Source organism: Flavobacterium johnsoniae (assembly GCF_030388325.1).
Classification (GTDB): Bacteria; Bacteroidota; Bacteroidia; order Flavobacteriales; family Flavobacteriaceae; genus Flavobacterium; species Flavobacterium johnsoniae_C.
In genome coordinates, this window is record NZ_CP103794.1 from 3,261,938 (window position 1) to 3,281,503 (window position 19,566).

The following is a 19,566-nucleotide window of genomic DNA, read 5'->3' on the forward strand; positions in this document are numbered from 1 at the left end:
ACTTTTTAAAAATTTAACTAAATTTCAAACGATTTAGTTCTCATAAGAACAAAATTATGAAATAGTAACAACCATAATTTTAAATGAAAAAATCAATATTTGCCGCTTTTGTAGTTTCTTTAGGAGGATTTTTGTTTGGTTTTGATGCCGGAATTATTTCTGGAGTCATGTCTTACGTTGGTCCCGAATTTAATCTGAACGATTTTCAAACAGGCTGGGTGGTAAGTTCGCCTTCTTTTACGGCAATGTTTGCCATGCTGATTTCAGGACGTTTAAGCGATATAATCGGAAGAAAAAAATTACTGATTCTTGCGTCTTTTTTATATGCTTTATCCATCGTTTTATCTGCTTATAGTTTTTCTTATGAAATGCTTTACATCGCCCGTATGATTGGCGGAATAGCATTTGGAATCGCTTTGGTAATTGCACCAACTTATATTGCCGAAGTTTCTTTGGCAGAAAACAGAGGAAAATTAGTTTCCATTCAGCAACTCAATATTGTATTAGGATTTTTTGCTGCTTTTTTGAGCAATTATTACATCAATTATCTGCATACTTCTGGGCAAACGAGTTTTCTAACAGAAGCAAATGTTTGGCGTTGGATGCTCGGAATTGTGATTGTTCCGTCTATTATCTATTATATTTTCTTGTTTTTTGTGCCTGAAAGTCCGCGTTGGTTATTTACCCAAAAAAGAGATGATGAAGCTAGAAAAGTTTTGGTTTCCATGCATGGAATAGAAAAAGCCAAATTAGAAACTGAAACTATTTTAGAAAGTTTAAAAGTAGACAATCAAAATACGGAAAAACTAAAAATAAAAGACCTTTTTAAACCCGCATTAAAGTTCGTTTTTACGGTCGGATTGGTCATTGGAATTTTACAGCAAATTACCGGAATCAATGCGATTTATTTTTACGCAACATCTATTTTTAAACAAACCGGAATTGGCAATGATGCATCTTTTTCTTCGGGAGTTTTATTGAGTTTTATAACGGTAGCTTTTACGATTGTAGCCATGTTTTTAATTGATAAAATGGGGCGTCGTCCTTTGTTATTAGTTGGTATTGCTGGAATTGCAATTAGTATGGCTTTGTGCGCGTACGGATTTAAAGAAGCAAAATACCAATTGACTTTAGATAAAATAACGCTTTTAGAAGATTCAATTTCAGTAAAATTAAAACCCATTGCAGGCAAAGTTTACGAGAATGATATTGCTTTTAAAAACGAAATGAAAACGCTTTTAGGAGATCAGATTTATGCTAAAAATGAAGGGACAATTTTAGAAATGGCAACTCAAATGAATGCCGTTTTGGTTTTAGTCGGCGTGATGGGTTTTATTGCTTGTTTTGCTTTTTCGCTTGGTCCAGTAATGTGGGTTTTATTATCCGAATTATATCCAAATCGTTACCGCGGTTTGGCAATTGGCGTAATCGGTTTTGTAAACGGATTTGTTAGCTGGATTGTGCAGCAGGTTTTTCCTTGGGAATTATCCAATTTAGGCAACGCATTTACGTTTTCTATTTTTGGCGCAATTGCATTAATCGGTTTCTTCATATTGTATAAAATCTTGCCCGAAACCAAAGGAAAATCATTAGAACAAATAGAAATTGATTTCGTAAAATAAGATATATGATTCAGAACCCAATTTTAAAAGGTTTCAATCCAGATCCTTCAATTTGTAGAGTAGGAGATGACTATTACATCGCAACATCCACATTTGAATGGTTTCCGGGTGTGCAGATTCATCATTCAAAAGATTTAAAAAATTGGAAAGTAGTTGCGCATCCGCTCAATCGAATTTCGCAATTGGATATGAAAGGAGTTCCTGATTCCTGCGGGGTTTGGGCGCCTTGTTTGTCTTATAAAAATGGTGTTTTTTATTTGGTTTACACTAATGTAAAATCGTTTGACGGCGTCTGGAAAGACACACCCAATTATGTTGTAACTACAAATGATATTTTAGGAAATTGGAGCGAACCAGTTTACTTGACATCAGCAGGTTTTGACGGTTCTTTTTTTCATGATAATGATGGAAAAACTTGGTACATTAATATGTTGGTCGATCATCGAAATGGAAAGTTTTTTGGCGGAATCGAACTTCAGGAATATGATACAGAAGTACAAAAATTAGTTGGAGAAATTTTCTATTTAACTTCTGGAACCGATTTAGGTTTTACCGAAGGTCCGCATTTGTATAAACGAAACGACTATTATTACTTAATTCTTGCCGAAGGCGGAACAGAATATGGTCATGCAGAAACCGTTATGCGTTCTAGAAACATTTCAGGACCTTATGAAAATCATCCAGAAAATCCGATTTTAACAGCGAGAAATTCGCCAGAATATGAATTGCAAAAAGCAGGACATGCTTCATTTGTAGAAACTCAAAATGGCGATTGGTATGTTACATTTTTAGTAAGTCGACCGTTAACTGTTCAGGGAAGATGTATTTTAGGAAGAGAAACCGCAATTGAAGAAATCGTTTGGAAAAATGATTGGCCGTATTTGAATTCAGGTTCCAATTTGCCTCGTTTAGAAATTCCTTCTCCAAACTTAAAAGAAGTTGTCTTTGACGAAAGTCCCAAAAGAGAAAATTTTGATGCCGATACATTGCCGATAGATTTTCAAACCTTAAGAATTCCACAATCAGAAGAATGGATTTCTTTAACTGAGCGCCCAGGATTTTTACGTTTAAAAGGAAAAGAATCGCTTACGTCTACACATACGCAAGCTTTGGTAGCGAGAAGATTACAACATTTTAAAGCGGAAATTACGACTTCTATACGTTTTGAACCGACAAAGTTTCAGCATTTAGCGGGATTAGTTTTGTATTATAATACGGGACATTATCATTATTTGCATGTAACAAAAAGTGGAAATCAAAAGATTCTTTCAATTGTAAGTTGTTGTAATTATAAAATAATTGAACAAAAAGAAATTATTATCGTAACGGGAATTCAAGAAATACTTCTGAAAGCAACCATTAACCATGATAAATTGCAATTTCTATTTAGTAAAGATGGAAGCCATTTTGAAAAAATCGGAGAAAAACTAGATATGAGCATTTTGTCAGACGATTATGTACGTGACGAAAGCGAACGTTACCGTCCAGCTTTTACGGGATGTTTGGTCGGATTATGTTGTCAGGATTTGGCAACGAATTCTGTTCATGCCGATTTTGATTGGTTTGAGTACACAATTTTAGATTGTTGATTTTAGATTTCTTTAGATTGAAAAATAGATACAAGAAGCAAAATGTAAGATTTGAAAGAAAACATAATAGACTTAAAAATTGAATTATGAAATTACGATATATAATGATTATTGGTCTTTGTTTTTTCCTAGTGAATTGTAAGCAGCAATCTTCTAATGAAAAAGCAAAAATACTTGAAAAAAAAGAACAAAAACGTGCCAAATTTGAGCCAAAAGATGGCGAAGTGATTCTGTTTATTGGTCAAGAAAATGATGCTTTGGGCGGAACGGAAAAAGATAAAAACGGTTATTTTGACCATTTTCCCGCTCCGGGCGGATTTACAATGTATACCGATATTATGCCAGGCGTAACTGAAGAATTTGATGGACATTCTTTTACGTACTCAGGCTTAAACGGAATTTACGAAACCGCAGATTGGGGAGACGGGCCAGAGAATATGTCTTTACAATTAAATGATGCTGATTTTAAAAACTCCGCTTTGGCAATTGGTTTAGCAATAATAGATACCGAAGTAAAAATTGCAAGCGGCGAATTGGATTCTTACATCAAAAAAATGGGAGAATTTTTTAAGAGTTTAGGAAAAAGACCTGTTTTTCTTAGAATTGGCTTTGAATTTGACGGTCCGTGGAATCGTTATGAAAGAGTGGCTTACATCAATGCTTTTCGACATATTAAAGACAAATTAGACGAACAAGGCGTTAAGAATGTCGCTTACGTTTGGCAGTCAAAAGGGTTTGAAAGCACTTTAGAAGATCTTGAAAAATGGTATCCGGGAGATAATTATGTCGATTGGTGCGGATTTTCATTTTTTAATAATTACAAACAGGAAAATATGATTGCTTTCGCTAAAGCCAAAAACAAACCTGTTTTTATCTGTGAAGCAGCGCCAACATCAACCGATTGGAAAAATGATCCGAAAGGAAATACAGGTTTAACAAAAGAAATGAAACTTTCTAATCCGGAACAAGCAAAAATGGCTTGGGAAGAATGGTTTGTTCCGTTTTTTAAAACCATAAACGATAATCCGAAAACGGTAAAAGCTATAAGTTACATCAATGCCAATTGGAAAGACAAACCAAGATGGAAAGTAAATCCAACTTTTAAAGGAATTGATTCCAGATTGCAATTGAGCGATTTCATTACCAAAAAATGGAATGAAGAAGTTGGCAAAGACAAATATTTAAAAGCTTCGCCAGAACTTTTTGATCAATTATACAATTAAACCATTTTTACTTTTTATTAAAAACATGACAAAAAAAATGCTAAACATTACGTTTGGCATTTTTCTTTTGTTTTAAACTCTAAAATGGATTTTTGCAATCATTTTAACGTTATTGCAATTTTTAAAGTAGTTTTATTAATCACAGTTATAAAATAAGATAAAAATGTCTTTTATTAAATAAAAAATTTACATTTCGTTAAAATAAATACAAAATAGTGTGTACTTTTGTTGCCGAAACATAATTCAAGCAATTGAAAAGATTATTTATCATAGTACTTTCCATTTTAATCTTGTCGCCATCTTTTGGCAGCTTGTTCATTTATGCTTCCTTCAAAATAAATCAAAAAGAAATTGCGCAGACTATTTGTGTGCAGCGTAAATCTGTTTTTAATTCTTGTAACGGTCGATGCGAACTTCAAAAAAGCATTAAAAAATATGCTGATAACGAGAAAAAACAAGACAGTTTAAAAGAAAAACTAGAATTGGTTTATGTTCAAAATTCTCCTGAAGTTAAATTTTCGATTATTTCTTTAGTAGAATCAAAAGAAAACACTTCAATTTTATTCGAAAAGAAACCTATCAAGGCTTCTAATCTTACTTTTCATCCTCCGCTCTGTTTGGTATAGATCAGAGTTTCCAGTTTAATTTGTATCCTATTTGAAATCATTGCAATTAATGCAATGATAAATAATGTAATATAAATGTAATGTGTTTTCGCTTCAAGAATTCGCAACGTTTATTACGGCATTAGTTTTATTTACATTTTTCCTTTACAGTCGAAACTGTTGATCTTATTCTTGTAAGTTCACGGCATTTGTCATGTTTTGATTTTCAAAATTTCATGGCATTCTGCTACAATTTAAACAGTTTTAAAACATTCATTACAAAATGAAATCTTTTAATTTTCTAGTAATTGCATTACTTTTTGCAATCACTTCTTGTACCATTGACAAAACAGATTACGAAGCAGAAACAGGCTCTCAAGTTCCAGAATCTTACGAATTTAAAGAAGCAGTTTCATTTACTAGCGGTAATTACAAAATTACTATCGACGCTTTAAACGGAACATTCTATAAAGGTTATAATGAGCTTCATATCAAAGTTTTAAATGCGCAAACAAATCAAATTTTAAATACTTCTGATGTAACTTTTTTACCAATAATTACGAATGCAGACGGAAGCAAAAGTTCTTGCCCGCATGAATATAAAACAACTTACGATTCTACAAATAAATATTACGCTGGATATTCTGTTTTTACTGGTGAAAGTACCACTACTGCAAGTTGGAAATTGTACATAAGTTTTACTGCTGATAATCAGAAATATGAAATTAATAAAGATATTACGGTTGAAAAACAAAACAATAAAAACCTGAATATGACCGCATTTACAGGAAATGACGGCGAACAATATTTTATTGCATTGGTTTCTCCGCAAAAACCAACGGTTTCAGAAAACAAATTGGTTGCGGGTATTTACAAATACAATAAACCGACCACTACGGCGGGTACTTTTCCAGATCCGACTCAATTTTCATATTCGGAAGTAACGGGTTTTACTTTAAAATTAGATCCAAGAATGCCCGAACCTTCTATGGGAAATCACTCTTCGCCAAACAATAAAGATTTGGTACAGGAAAATGACGGTTTGTATCACGGCGTTGTCAATTATACGATGACTGGAAATTGGACACTGAATTTAATTATGATGAATCAAAATGGATTGATTTTGAAAGGAACCGTTGTGCCAACCGATTTTACGCCTGGAATTGAAGGAGTTAAAAGTGAACTTTATATTGATACTTTATTCTAAAAACATGAAATATATTATAATGCTGCTTTTTTTGGGAATGTCTGTAAACGCTCAAAATTCGCACGCACATCACGACAGCATCAAAAATTTAGAAGAAGTAACTGTAAAAAATGCCACTAAAAAGAAGATCGAAACAGAAATGAAAATGGCAGTTTCGGTTGATGAATTTTTATCTTCTTCAGATAATATAAGTTTCATAAAACGTGGAGCTTACGCTTGGGAACCTTTGCTAAATAATATGAGCACAGAACGCTCAACCGTTACAATTGACGGAATGCATGTTTTTGGCGCTTGTACCGATAAAATGGATCCGATTACGTCTTATGTAGAAAGTAATAATCTTTCGGCAATTGATATCAAATCTGGACAGGAGGGAAGTCTTCACGGTGCAACTGTTGCGGGAAGTATCGATTTAAAAAGAAAAAGCACGCCATTTAGTGCTCAAAGAAAATGGAATGGCGCGTACCAAAGCGGATTTGAATTCAACAATAAACAGTTTTTTAATCTTGGAAATGTCTCGTATTCAAGCAATAAATTTGTTTTCGACGGAAGCATTTCTTACCGAAAAGCAGACAATTATTTTGACGGAAATGATGACGAAGTAAAACATTCTCAATATAAAAAGTTCAATACTTCAATTGGATTGGCTTATAAAACAAGCGAATTGTCTGCCGTAAGAGTCGATGCAATTTTTGATATGGCTAAAGATGTTGGTTTTCCAGCGCTTCCAATGGATTTATCGCTTTCTAGAGCTTTGATCACTTCGGCTGCTTACAAACAATTATTTGAAAATGGCTTGGTAAAAGTGATAGATACAAAAATCTATTTTAATGCAATAGAACATTATATGGATGACACGACGCGTCCTGAAAATTTGGTTCACATGGATATGCCAGGCTGGAGCACGACTTATGGTTTGGTTTCTAAAGCCAATTTGAAAAAGGATAATTATGCTGCTGAAATTCAATTGAATGCATACGATAATTTGTCTATTGCAGAAATGCGAATGTATCCGCAAGATCGAAGCAAAAGAACGATGTTTGCGTACAGCTGGCCGTGGGTAACAACACGTTACGCGGGACTTTCAATGAATAATTCTTGGGATCTTTCAGAGAAAAGCCAAGTGAATTTGGGCGGTTCTTTGGGCGTGAATTACAATTACTCAAAATATGTAGAATTCAACTGGATTTTTCATCCCGGAGCGCCTCAGGAAAAAACGAGATTTTTGCCTAATTTTCATGCGGCTTATCAGCTAAATATTGACCAATTTGATTTTTCTGTCGGAGCTGGCTATGGTCATAGAGCGCCTTCTGTTTCTGAAGGTTACGGCTATTATATTTATAATAGTTTTGACCGTTACGATTATATCGGAGATCCGAATTTGAAAAATGAAATTTCGTATGAAGGAAATGCAAGTGCTGGTTTTAAAAATGAAAAATTCAGCCTTCAAGGAAAAATTAACTATTTCTACATTCAGAATTATATTATAGGTAGAATTTTGAGTATGGGAAGTCCGATGAATTACCAATCGGTTGGTGTAAAAGGATATACGTCATTAGATTATGCCACACTTTTGAATTTTTCTGTAAATGCAGGTTACGATATTTTGGAGCATTTACATTGGAAAGGAACTTTAATGTATGCACGCGGAATGGACAATTTAGGCGGAAATCTTCCTTTTATTCGTCCGTTGAGTTATCAGACTTCGCTTCATTTTATGCATAAGAATTTCGGAATCCAAACTTCTGTAAATGGTGATTTCGAACAAATTAATTACAGTCCAGAATATGGAGAAGATCTGACTTCGGCGTATACAATTTGGAATCTTTCTGCTGATTATTCTTTTAAAATCAATAAAGTAAAAACGACGGTTCAAGTTGGTGCAGAGAATTTATTAAATGAATATTACAGCACTTATGCCGACTGGGGAAATATTCCGAGAATGGGACGTAACATTTTTACTTCTTTAAAATTCACTTTATAAAATGAAAAAAGTTTTTAGTATCACAATGACGATTTTGTTCTTGTTGGTTTCGTTCCAACAGGCGCTTATTGTTGTGCACTTTAAACTGAATCAGCAAGATATAGAAAGTCAATTCTGCGAAAATAGAGCCAAACCAGAATTGCAATGTCACGGAAAATGTCATTTAAAGAAAGAATTAGAAAAGTCTGAAAAAAACGATTTGGAGTTAAATAGTATTTTCAAAAAAATAGACATTCTTCAGAATCAGAATTTTGAGTTTCCAGTTCGCATTCTAAAAATGATAAGTAATAAAGTATTGATTTATAAAGAATTTAATCATTTTGAACCTTGTTTAGAAATTTTTGTACCGCCGCCTATTTGCTGATTAATTTCCCTCAATTAATAAAATAGAAATACAAAAAATTAAATATCACAAAATGCAAAATTTAAAAAAATACCTATTATTATCAGTTGCCGCATTGACTTTCGTATCATGTTCAAGTGATGACGATAATCCAGTTGCGAACAATTTAACGCTAGAATTCACGAATACATTAAAAAACAATACTATTGTTTTAGGAAATGCAACTTCAACTTCGGCAACTTCAAATACTTCGGCATCAGGACAAATTCATCATTTTTCAGAATTGAAGTATGTGATTAGTAATATACGTTTGGTTAAAGACAACGGAACTGAAGTTCCTTATAATGTAAATGATTTAGACAAAGGCGCAACTGTAATTGACCAATCTAAAACGGCTTCTTTGAGCTATGTTTTAAGCAATGTTCCGTCGGCAACTTACAAGCAGATTAAATTCGGTTTGGGAATTAAGCCAGAACAAAACACTTTAGATCAAGTACGTTTTCCAAATTTCTACGCAGCTGCGGGGGCAAACGACACGCAAATGATGTGGGAATGGGGAAGTGGTTACCGTTTTACAAAAGTGGAAGGTTTTTATGATACGGATAATAAAGCGATGTCAATTCATACTGGAAGTACAGTTGAAGGAACTGCTCCAAATTACACACAAGGTGTAAATGCCTATAGAGATATTACGTTGAACTTAACAACAAACGCAATTGTGGGAAGTAAAGCGCCAAAAATTAAAATTAAAGCTGATTTTGATAAATTATTGAGCGGAAAAATCAACACGATTACTCTATCAACAGGAACTGGAATGAATGATAATGCAACTCCAAACGTTCACACTGCTGCGCAGATGGTGAAGTTTGTGGATAATTTAGGAGGAAATGGTTCAAGCGATATTAGCGGAATGTTTTCTGTTAGTAGTGTAGAAAACTAAAAATATTTCAGAGCCGTCTGAGACTAAAAATCAGACGGCTTTTTAAAATTCATTTAAAATGAAAAAAATATTTGTTTTTATAGCAATGCTTTCATTATTAACATCTTGTAATAATGATGATGCCGATATGATTGCTATTGATAATCCTGAAATTGTTTTAAATATTCCAAAAGGTTTTCCAGAGATAAATAGTTTTGCGAGTTTGAACAAACCAACAAAATACGGTGCAGAATTGGGAGAAAAGCTTTTTTCGGATAAAAGATTCAGTGCAGATAATACGATTTCATGCGCAAGTTGTCATATTCAGGCAAATGCGTTTGCAGATCATAATGCGCAAGCAATTGGAATTCAGGATAGAGTGGGACTTCGTAATGCGCCGTCGCTTCAGAATTTATTGTTTCTAAAATTTTACAATTGGGATGGAAGCAAACTGCAATTGGAAACACAGCCGTTAGTTCCTATTATTACTCACGAAGAAATGGATTCTTCTATTTTGGAAGTTATTGGTAAAATTAAAGATGATGCTGATTATAAAGTTTTGTTTAGAAAAGCTTTTGGCGATTCAGAAATTAATCCAGACAGAATCTATAAAAGCATTGCACAATTTGAATATACCTTGATTTCTTCGAATAGTAAATATGATAAAGTAAAACGAAATGAAGGCGAAACTTTTACGGAAAGCGAATTAGAAGGCTATAAAACCTTTCAGCAGAAATGTGCAAGCTGTCATTCGGGCGAATTGTTTACCGATCAGAGTTTTAGAAATATTGGTTTTCCTTTAAATAAAGATACAAATGAAGCGGGACGTGGTCGCGTTACAGGAATTGCTTCTGATTTTATGAGTTTTCGTGTTCCAAGTTTGCGAAATATAGAATATACAGCTCCTTATGGCAGTTTTGGACAGTTTGCTGACTTAAAATCTGTTTTGGATTATTTTGATAAAGGAGTTTTAGATTCAGATAATTTAGATCCGATTTTTAAGAATAATGGTAAGAGAATTCCGCTATCAGAGACGGAAAAAACGAATCTAATTGCCTTTATGAAAACGCTGAGTGATAAACAGTTTGTTGGAAAGTAATTTGCGAAGCCCTTATTTTAGAGCATTTTTAGCTCTTTTTAATAAGAATAAAATGTTTATAAGGTGTTGATAAATAGTGGGTTGTGACCTGTGTTAAAAAAAAGTTTTGATTGATTAATTGTTTTAAATTTATAATTAAATGATAGTTAATTAATTAAAAGAATTTGCATATGGGAAGAGCTATAAAACTACAGGTTCGTAAAGAATTAGATGGCAAACAGCAATTTAATTTAATTAAGTTGAAAGGAAGTTTGATTACTAAAGGGTATACTGAAATTATACACATCAGTGATAAAGATGAAGAATTTCACATCAACTCTTTCGAAACCGAAGCAAAAAATGAAGTAAGAGAATTTATTCTCGATTTTATTGTCAAAGAAAATTTGAGTAATACCATAAGCGTTCTTGTGTAATAGACTTTCGAATAGAATATTACACAGAATTCGCTTGTATTAAAATTTATACAGCTGTAGAAATAGTTGTATTTTCGTCTAGATAATTGTTCTGTTCTTGGAATGTATTACTAGGTTTTTCATCCCAATCTCCCCAATCTCCTACGTAAGTTTTACGAAATATCAATTCGTTATTATCTCCTGCACAAACGCTTAAACGATTGTTGCACACAACTTTATTTTCGCTTTTATTTATTTGTAGATTTTTCATGGCGTTTGTATTTAAAGATTGTTCAAATTTACAAATAGTTGAAATTTAAACTGTTACATCTCAAACCTGTTTTGTTATCAAATTCACATCTTTAAAATAAAAATCTCCCAGTTTCTAAGCATTGAAACTGGGAGATAGTGAAAAAAAATAAACACAAACTTTTTTAGAATGAATATCTAACTCCAAGCTGTCCTTGAAATCTAGACGCTAACTGATCGACAGTGTAAGGCGTTGAAGTTGGGGCTTTGAATGTATAAGTTGGGTCTCCTGTAGCAACTCCGCCAAGGTTTCCTGATTTTGTTAAACCAATATTTGCTGTTGAATTGTACGTGTTTGGAACGAAATAACTTCTTCCCCAATCTTTATTGATTAAGTTTCCAACGTTTGCCACGCTAAATGAAATTTGGAAAGTTCCTACTTTTGTTACTTGAATTTCATCCATCAATTTCAAATCAGTTTGAATGTTCCAAGGTGTTGTATCGCCATTTCTTTGAGTGAAAGTTCCTCTTCTGCTTTTTAGATAATCATTTCCATTAATAAAAGCTTCGTAATCTGCTACTTGCTGTGCAGCCGTTGCAGATGGAACTCCTGCTGAATTTACTCCGATATATTTTGCAGCTTCAGCAGCATCTTTAAAGATGTAAGCCAATCCAGCTGCTTGTCCAGTTCCTGCGATTGTTGAATTTACAAATCCCCAAGAAAATGGATTTCCTGATTGTGCATTAAAATAAACATTAGCAGATAAAGTATTGTTTGATGCTAATTTTACTCCGTAACCAACATTAGAAACAATTCTGTGTTTGATGTTAAAGTTAGAAGTTGCCAATTGCGGATTATTTGGTGTCAATGACTGATTCATTTGGAAGTTACTTTCCATAGAATTACGAATTCCGTTTGTAATATCGCGAGAATTACCATAAGTATATGCCACCATAAAGTTGAAACCGAAATCGTATGTTTTAGAAATCATTTCTGTAATACTATAACGGTATCCTTTATCTGTGTTTGATAATAAGTAAGCATTTGAGAAAGCAGAGTTTATGTTAGCAGCATAAATTGGCATTTCGTGCTTTGTATCATAAGAAAAATAAGTTGGATTATCAGTTTTGTTTACTTGTTGAAATTCTAAATCGCGAATTACTTTTGTGTAAATACCTTCAACAGTAAATTTATACCCATCTACAGTTTTATCAAAAGCCAATGAATTTCTTAAAACGGCTGGCATTTTAAATTTATTGTCTACTAAATCGGCTTGTACTTTTGGAGTTGCATCATGATAGCCATTAAGTCCGCCAGTTGCCAAAGGATCTCCCACAGCCGCAACTTGAGCAGCTGTTAAGTTGTTTTTGTCGTAACTTCCGTAACCAACACCATCATTATAATATGCATAACCTAACCAAGCAAAAGGAATTCTTCCTGTAAATACTCCAGAACCACCGCGAATTACAAATGTTTTATCTTCATCAACATTATAAGTAAAACCAATTCTTGGAGAAACTAGCGCCGTACTGAAGAAATTATTTTTAATTTGACTTAAAGGCGTGTACGTATAAGTAGTTCCGTAATTTGGATCTGCTGGAGAATTTTGAACTTGCGGACTTAATTTTGGTTTGTTTGGAATGTCTGTATAATCTACACGAACACCAGGCGTTACTTTTAATCTGCTTCCAACTCTAATTTCGTCTTGAGCATAAACACTGTATAGATTTACTTTGAATTTTGCATAAGGATTATCAAAGATTTCATCTCTTGTTGAACCGTCAAACGGATAAGTTCCACGAACACGAGTAGGAAGTTTGTTGTAGAAATCTGTAAGAGATTTGTATGAAACTCTTCCGTTTAAAGCATTTACAAAACCGTAATTAATGTCGTAAAATTCGTTGTGCGTACCAAATAATAAAGTATGATTTCCTGTTTTGTAAGTAAGATTATCTGTAAGTTCAGCCGTATTTTGTTTCATGTTGAAAACAGTTGCTTCACGATCATTTCCTAAGAAAATTGTTCCTCCGTTATAACCAATTTCTGTTTGAGGAAACATAATATTATTTGATTTAGGATCACGATAATCTTTAATAGCAGAATAACTAGCAATAAAAGAGTTCGACCATTGGCTGTTAAAATGACTTTTAAGCTCTAAAACCGTACTGATAGATTGGTTTTTCTGAGTAAAATCCATTCCTGAAAATCGGAAGTTTGCTGCATCGCGCTCTAAGTTTGTTGCTTGAGAAACTACCGTATTGTTTCGTAAAGAGATCGAATGTTTATCGTTGATTTTCCAATCTAATTTATTGAAGAATTTCTGGCTTTTTGCAAAATTGTTGTACGAACCGTAAGTTCCTGGATCAAATCCGTAGTTTGTTTTTACAAAGTTCGAAATTTGTTCAGCAGTTGCATTATCAACCAAAGAAGTCAATTTTCCGTTTGCATCTGTTTGTCCTGCATTGTAGAAAATTGGATCTGTTCTTTCAGCATATTCCATATTCGTAAAAAAGAACAATTTATCTTTTACAATTGGCAAACCTAATCTAAATCCGATTTGGTAATCTCCAAACGCTTTTGGCATTTTAGAACCGTCTCCAGCATTGTTTGGACCTGTAAGTGCGGCACTTCTTCCGTAAGAATAAATAGATCCGCTTACATTATTTGTTCCGCTTCTTGTAACAGCATTAACGCTTCCTCCTAAAAAGTTTCCTAATTTAATATCATAAGGAGCAATATAAACTTGAATATCTTGAATGGCATCTAAACTGATTGAGTTAGAACGCGTACTGCTTCCTGGCATTCCAGAAGTTCCCGATTGACCTCCTAAAGACGGACTAAAACCAATCGCATCGTTATTAATAGAACCGTCAATAGTGACGTTGTTGTATCTAAAGTTAGTTCCAGCAAAAGAGTTGTTCGAACTCTGCGGAACCAATTTAGTAACATCTTGAATTCCGCGGTTTATTAATGGAAGTCCGTTTACTTGTTTTTCGTTGATGTTTGTTCCATTATTTTTAGAAGAAGGTTTAGAACTTGTAATGACAACTTCTTCCAAAACATTATTATCTGCTTTTCCAACTACAATTGTTGGTAAATCATTGTCGCCAAGCGCTAAGTGAATTTGAGCATTAGAGTAATCTTTGGTGTCTTTACTTTTAATTTCTAATTCGTAAGGACCGCCGGCATTTAAATTTTCGAAACTGAATCGGCCTTGTTTGTCTGTAGTTGCTCTGTAAACAGCATTTGTAGGCAAATGAGTTAAGGTTACTTCGGCATCGATAACTGCAGTTGTACCATCGTTGACTTTAGCAGACAAAGAAGAAGTAGTAATCTGAGCAAAAATACTTCCCGCAGTAAGAAGCATTAAAGCCGTGAATAAGAGTTTTAGTTTTGTCATGTTATTTTAGTTATTATTTTCGACAAAGAAACTCTCTTTACTTGTTTTCGATTTAAGGCTTTTGTTAACGAAAAATCAAAAAAAATGACAATGTTAATTTATGATAATGAATAGGTTATTTTATAAATAAAGTCTGTAAGTCTTTAAAATCAAGACTTTGCTAAAAATCCCAGAAATAAAGGGATTAGAGGTAGATTTAAACCAGATTAGAGATAGATTAGAGTGTTATGAGAATGTTACCAACTAGAGAAATCGGCATTTTTGAAATTCAAATCAACGCTATTTTATTTTACTTTTTCTAAGGAAATAAAAGCGAAAAACTAGTTCCTTTTTCAAGTTCAGAATCTACGTTTAAAGTAATATGATGGCGTTTTAAAATTTCCATAGTTATAAAAAGTCCTAAACCTTGACCTTTGATATGACGCGTGCGATCACTTCTAAAAAAGAGATCAAAAATAGATTCTTTGTCTTTTTCTGCAATTCCAGAACCTTGATCGATAATTTTTATTAAAAGCTTTTCTTCTTTTTCTAAAGCAAAAATACTTACAGGCGCAGGAAAAGAAAATTTTATAGCATTGTCTACAATATTATACAGCGCCGTAAAAAGCATATGTTTATTGGCTTGAACAGAAAGCAATTCTTCATTTTGAATGGCTTCCAAATTAAGCGATACTTTAGATTCTGGATATTCAATCGCCTTTTTTTCAAGAACATTCCATAAAATTTCATCAATTCTTATGCTTTCCATTTGTTCAGGTTCGCCAACTTGCAATCCAGATAAAACTAAAAGTCCGTCTAAAATAGATTTTAAATGAAAAGTATCTTTTCGAAGCGATTTTAAAACTTCTTCGTATTGCTCGTTAGTTCTGGGTTGTTGCAACGAAACATCAATATCTCCAATAATAATTGTCAACGGCGTTTTTAGTTCGTGTGAGGCATTTTTTAAAAAGTTATTCTGAATAGTAATGCCGCTTTCTAATCTTTCTAAAAGATAATTAAAAGTCGTAATAAGTTCTCGAACTTCATCTTTTCCGCTTGTTGGCATTTCGAGTCTAGAATGCAGATTTTCTGTCGTAATCGTATTTACTTTTGCAATAACATCTTCAAAAGGTCTAAAAGTTTGTTTTGCTAAATATCTTCCAATAAAGAAATTAAGCGGAATTACAAATAAATACGAAAGAATAAAAATTAAACCCAGAACATCTAATTGTTGGTCGCCAACGGTATCAATTCCAGAAACGACAATAATAAAATCGCCCTGATTATCTTTATAAAATAAACCTGTAAACTGTCTATCTTCTTTTGTAAAATGTAAAATTCTATTTTTAGAAATGGTTTTTAATTCCTGATCGCTTAATTTGATATTTATATCGTCACGCAAATACAATTCTTTCGTTTTAGCATTGTAAATTCTGATAGATTGGTTGGTGATTTTTTTATATTCAATTTCTATCGTTTGGTAGCGCGAACTGTCATTTTTTGTGATTTCATCTTTTTCAAAATAAAAAAAAGCCGTTATTAAAGCACTGTCTTCGAGTCTTTCATAATAAAGTTCCTGTCTATGTTTTTTAAAAAGCAAAAAAGAACCAGCCAGTACAAGACCAACTATAAAAGCAAAAAGCAATGTCGAATTGACGGATAATTTGGTTTTAAGATTCATTGATCTTGTTTTTGAGCATATATCCAGTTCCTTTTATGGTATGAATAAGCGGAGTAGGGAAGTTCTTGTCTATTTTATTTCGTAGATAATTAATATAAACATCAACGGTATTGGTATTCATATCAAGATCAAGATTCCAAACGGCTTCTGCAATTGCAATTCTCGAAAGTGCTTTTTCGCGGTTTTTCATGAAAAAAATCAGCAATTTTAATTCTCTCGAAGAAAGATTAAGTTCTTTTCCGTCTCTCGTGGCGCTTTGTTCTTTCATATTAATTTCAATTCCGGCGTAAGATTGAAAATCTATAATTCCGCTGCTAAATTCAGAACGACGAAGCTGCGCATTTATTCTGGCTAAAAGTTCTTCAAACATAAATGGTTTTGCCAAATAATCATCGGCTCCAGCCTGAAGGCCTTTTACTTTTTCGTGAGGCGTATCTAAAGCGCTAAGTATAAGTATAGGAACAATTATTTTTCTGCCTCGCAAGATTTCGCACACTTCAAAACCAGTTAAATCAGGAAGCATAATATCGAGTATAATAATATCATACTCATTTTCCATTACTTCATTAATAGCGTCAAAACCTTTGTTGACATTTTTAACCTGATAAAGCTGTTCTTCGAGCCCTCTAATAATAAAAGAAGCGACTCTCGGATCGTCTTCAACTAATAATACTTTATTCATAGCAGTAATTGCAAATAGATGGACTAAAAGTAATTCTCTAAATTCAAATCAGAATACTTTTTTGTCATTTTTTGAAATAAAAGGAAAATTACAATTTAGAAAGATCGTCAATAGTATAAAATTTCAACCCTTTTTCTTTGGTGTATTTGCAAAGTTCTTCTAAAGCATAAAGAGGCGTTTCGATTTTTTCGTCTGCATTTTCAACCGTTTTATGACCGTAAAAAATCACGATTTTATCATGCGCTTTGGCATAATCCAATAAAGTTTTATAATACGGAATATTGAATTGTTTGTAATCATCATCAATTCCTAATCCGTAAACTAAGCGATTTCCTTCGTAATAACAATATTGTTGTGGAGCAGGAATTTCATCATAAGTTGTGCCTCTTATTATATCAAAATGTTTCAATAATTCTTTGTCTAATTCGGCATCGCGTGCGCCATCAGGATACGCAAAAGAATGAATGTTGAAACCATCTTTTTTCATTGCCGCTTTCAAAGGAATTATATCATCTTCAATATATTTCTGTATTCCAAACTCTTTTGAATATTTCAATGCATTTAAATGATTATAGCCATGTCCAGCAATATCATGTCCCATATCTTGCAAATAATGCAATTTGTCTTTTTGATCTCTGGTTAAACTTCCGTACCAGCAAACAAAAAAGGTTGCTTTCCAACCAAGCGGACGCAATAATTTTTCGGCATTGTACCAATCATCGATATAATCGTCGTCAAAAGTAAAAACAACTCCCGGCGGATAAGTTTTTTTTATTGGTTTTAAAGGAGTTTTTTCTTCAGAATACATTTTAAAAACCACAATCAATGCAATAACAGCTACAAGTAAAATTGCTGCTATTTTTTTAGAAAATAAATTCTTCATAAAGAAAATTAGGTTAGTTCTTAACTATAAATTAGATACAATTTTATCTTTTTCATTTTCCGTTTTCGCACGTATAAAGATATTTCTTTTTAAATGAATTTTAGATGAATGTTCTAAAAATGAATCAGTTTTTCTTCTTCAAGATCCAAATAATACATCTGTTTTCTAATGATAGATTCGTCAATATGCTGATCATCTTTATTTCGATTAATAAGCCACTGTCTTTGCTGATTTAGCAAGTCGAGATAAATTGCTTTTAGTTCATTTCCAATTGATTCGTCCTCGATTCCTTTGCTATGCTGTTCCCATTTTAGAATTAATTGTTGTAAAGAAGCATTACTTTCTAACTGATCATTATAAGTAGTTTTTAAATAATGTAAAGCATGAGCTGCCAAATCTCTTTTTAAAATTACAGAAGCTTCTTCAGGAGAAACGGGATCGTAAATATTATCTAATTTGATTTTTCTAATGAAATACGGAAGTGTCAATCCTTGAATTAGTAAAGTCAAAAGAATCACAATAAAAGTGATAAATAAAATAAGATTTCGTTGCGGAAAACCGTTTCCGTTATCCAAATAAACAGGAATTGATAATGCTGCAGCCAGCGACACAACGCCTCGCATTCCTGTCCAACCCAAAATAAATGGCGTTTTATAACCAGGATGTCTTCGGTCTGCAACGGTAATAAAATTACGGGCAATTAGCGTTACAATTACGGCACCGTAAGCAGACAATATTCTGCTAACTATTAAAACAAATGTAATTAAAACGCCGTATCCGATTGCTGTAGACAGACTAACGCCTTCAAGTCCAGAAGTAATTTGAGGAAGATCTAAACCAATTAGCATAAAAACCAATCCGTTTAAAATGAAAGAAAGACTTTCCCAGACATTTACGCCTTGTATTCTCGATTTACTGCTCAAAAAACGATGTCTATTATTAGACAAAAGCAATCCGCCACTTACTACTGCTAAAACACCAGAACTATGAACTTCTTCGGCTATAAGATACATTATATATGGAGCAAGAAGCGTTAACACGATATCGACATTTGCATTTGTTGGCAGATATTTATGTGCCTTCATAAAAATCCATCCTATTAATAAACCAATTCCAACGCCTCCAAATATCATCCAGCTGAAACTAATTGCCGCTTTATAAAATATAAATTGCTCGGTCGCCACAGCAATCATTGCAAATCTGAAAATGATTAAAGAAGATGCATCATTCAGCAAGCTTTCTCCTTCTAAAATAGACGACATAGTTTTTGGAACTTTAACAAATTTTAAAATCGCGCCCGCACTTACAGCATCTGGAGGAGAGACAATTCCGCCCAATAAAAAGCCCAAAGCAAGAGAAAAACCTGGAATAAAATAATTGGCTACTAAAGCAACAGAAAGCGCCGAAAGAAAAACAACTATAAAAGCAAAACTGGTAATAATACGTCGCCAGCGCCATAATTCTTTCCAAGAAACCGCCCAAGCAGCTTCGTACAATAATGGAGGAAGAAATATAAAAAAGATAAGATCGGGCTCGATTTGTATTACGGGAACTTTCGGAATAAAACTAATCGCCAATCCAGCCAAAACCAATAATACAGGATAAGCTACTTTTATCTTATCAGCTAACATAATCAGCAATAAAATGACTAAAATAATAGCTAAATAGAAAGGAAAGTTTTCGAGCATTCTTTATTTTTTTAATTTAA

General features: G+C 33.1%; 16 protein-coding genes. 10 read left to right on the forward strand and 6 right to left on the reverse strand.

From position 1 onward, the window contains the following. The first annotated feature begins 83 nt into the window (after window positions 1-83). The 10 genes from NYQ10_RS14190 (at window position 84) to NYQ10_RS14235 (ending at window position 11,004) form a co-directional block, all read left to right on the forward strand. On the forward strand, window positions 84-1,622 hold the full coding sequence (locus NYQ10_RS14190) for a sugar porter family MFS transporter (RefSeq protein ID WP_289877000.1): 1,539 nt from the start codon (window positions 84-86) through the stop codon (window positions 1,620-1,622). Window positions 1,623-1,627: 5 nt separating this feature from the next. Further along, complete coding sequence (locus tag NYQ10_RS14195; protein WP_289877001.1) at window positions 1,628-3,211, forward strand: glycoside hydrolase family 43 protein; 1,584 nt, start codon at window positions 1,628-1,630, stop codon at window positions 3,209-3,211. An 86-nt stretch (window positions 3,212-3,297) separates the two neighbouring features. Continuing rightward, on the forward strand, window positions 3,298-4,434 hold the full coding sequence (locus NYQ10_RS14200; protein WP_289877002.1) for a glycoside hydrolase family 26 protein: 1,137 nt from the start codon (window positions 3,298-3,300) through the stop codon (window positions 4,432-4,434). 251 nt (window positions 4,435-4,685) lie between these two features. Next, a complete protein-coding gene (locus NYQ10_RS14205) occupies window positions 4,686-5,060 on the forward strand; it encodes a hypothetical protein (RefSeq protein WP_289877003.1) in 375 nt (124 codons plus the stop codon). Between the two features lie 262 nt (window positions 5,061-5,322). After that, window positions 5,323-6,246, forward strand: a complete 924-nt coding sequence (locus tag NYQ10_RS14210) for a hypothetical protein (protein ID WP_289877004.1) — start codon at window positions 5,323-5,325, stop codon at window positions 6,244-6,246. Window positions 6,247-6,250: 4 nt separating this feature from the next. Continuing rightward, window positions 6,251-8,230 carry a TonB-dependent receptor plug domain-containing protein gene (locus NYQ10_RS14215; RefSeq protein WP_289877005.1) on the forward strand — a complete coding sequence of 660 codons (1,980 nt, stop codon included), beginning with the start codon at window positions 6,251-6,253 and terminating at the stop codon, window positions 8,228-8,230. Between the two features lies 1 nt (window position 8,231). Continuing rightward, window positions 8,232-8,594 (forward strand): hypothetical protein, encoded by a 363-nt coding sequence (locus tag NYQ10_RS14220; protein ID WP_289877006.1) that lies wholly within the window; start codon window positions 8,232-8,234, stop codon window positions 8,592-8,594. Between the two features lie 52 nt (window positions 8,595-8,646). Next, a complete protein-coding gene (locus NYQ10_RS14225) occupies window positions 8,647-9,513 on the forward strand; it encodes an MbnP family protein (RefSeq protein ID WP_289877007.1) in 867 nt (288 codons plus the stop codon). Between the two features lie 58 nt (window positions 9,514-9,571). Next, window positions 9,572-10,591 (forward strand): cytochrome-c peroxidase, encoded by a 1,020-nt coding sequence (locus NYQ10_RS14230; protein WP_289877008.1) that lies wholly within the window; start codon window positions 9,572-9,574, stop codon window positions 10,589-10,591. A gap of 170 nt (window positions 10,592-10,761) precedes the next feature. Then, the gene (locus NYQ10_RS14235) at window positions 10,762-11,004 is read left to right on the forward strand and encodes a hypothetical protein (protein ID WP_276173863.1); all 243 of its coding nucleotides are present in this window, start codon (window positions 10,762-10,764) and stop codon (window positions 11,002-11,004) included. Window positions 11,005-11,050: 46 nt separating this feature from the next. Here NYQ10_RS14235 and NYQ10_RS14240 read toward each other — a convergent pair whose 3' ends face one another. The 6 genes from NYQ10_RS14240 to NYQ10_RS14265 form a co-directional block, all read right to left on the reverse strand. Then, window positions 11,051-11,254, reverse strand: a complete 204-nt coding sequence (locus tag NYQ10_RS14240; RefSeq protein WP_289877009.1) for a hypothetical protein — start codon at window positions 11,252-11,254, stop codon at window positions 11,051-11,053. 163 nt (window positions 11,255-11,417) lie between these two features. Beyond that, on the reverse strand, window positions 11,418-14,633 hold the full coding sequence (locus NYQ10_RS14245) for a TonB-dependent receptor (RefSeq protein WP_289877010.1): 3,216 nt from the start codon (window positions 14,631-14,633) through the stop codon (window positions 11,418-11,420). Between the two features lie 298 nt (window positions 14,634-14,931). Continuing rightward, window positions 14,932-16,293 carry a sensor histidine kinase gene (locus NYQ10_RS14250; protein ID WP_289877011.1) on the reverse strand — a complete coding sequence of 454 codons (1,362 nt, stop codon included), beginning with the start codon at window positions 16,291-16,293 and terminating at the stop codon, window positions 14,932-14,934. Then, entirely contained in the window at window positions 16,283-16,975 is a 693-nt protein-coding gene (locus NYQ10_RS14255) for a response regulator transcription factor (protein ID WP_289877012.1), read from the reverse strand. The genes NYQ10_RS14250 and NYQ10_RS14255 overlap by 11 nt, the downstream gene beginning before the upstream one ends. Before the next feature lie 88 nt (window positions 16,976-17,063). Then, window positions 17,064-17,858, reverse strand: coding sequence for a polysaccharide deacetylase family protein (locus NYQ10_RS14260; protein WP_289877013.1), 795 nt, complete (start codon window positions 17,856-17,858; stop codon window positions 17,064-17,066). 113 nt (window positions 17,859-17,971) lie between these two features. Next, complete coding sequence (locus NYQ10_RS14265) at window positions 17,972-19,546, reverse strand: Na+/H+ antiporter (protein ID WP_289877014.1); 1,575 nt, start codon at window positions 19,544-19,546, stop codon at window positions 17,972-17,974. Window positions 19,547-19,566: the final 20 nt, after the last annotated feature.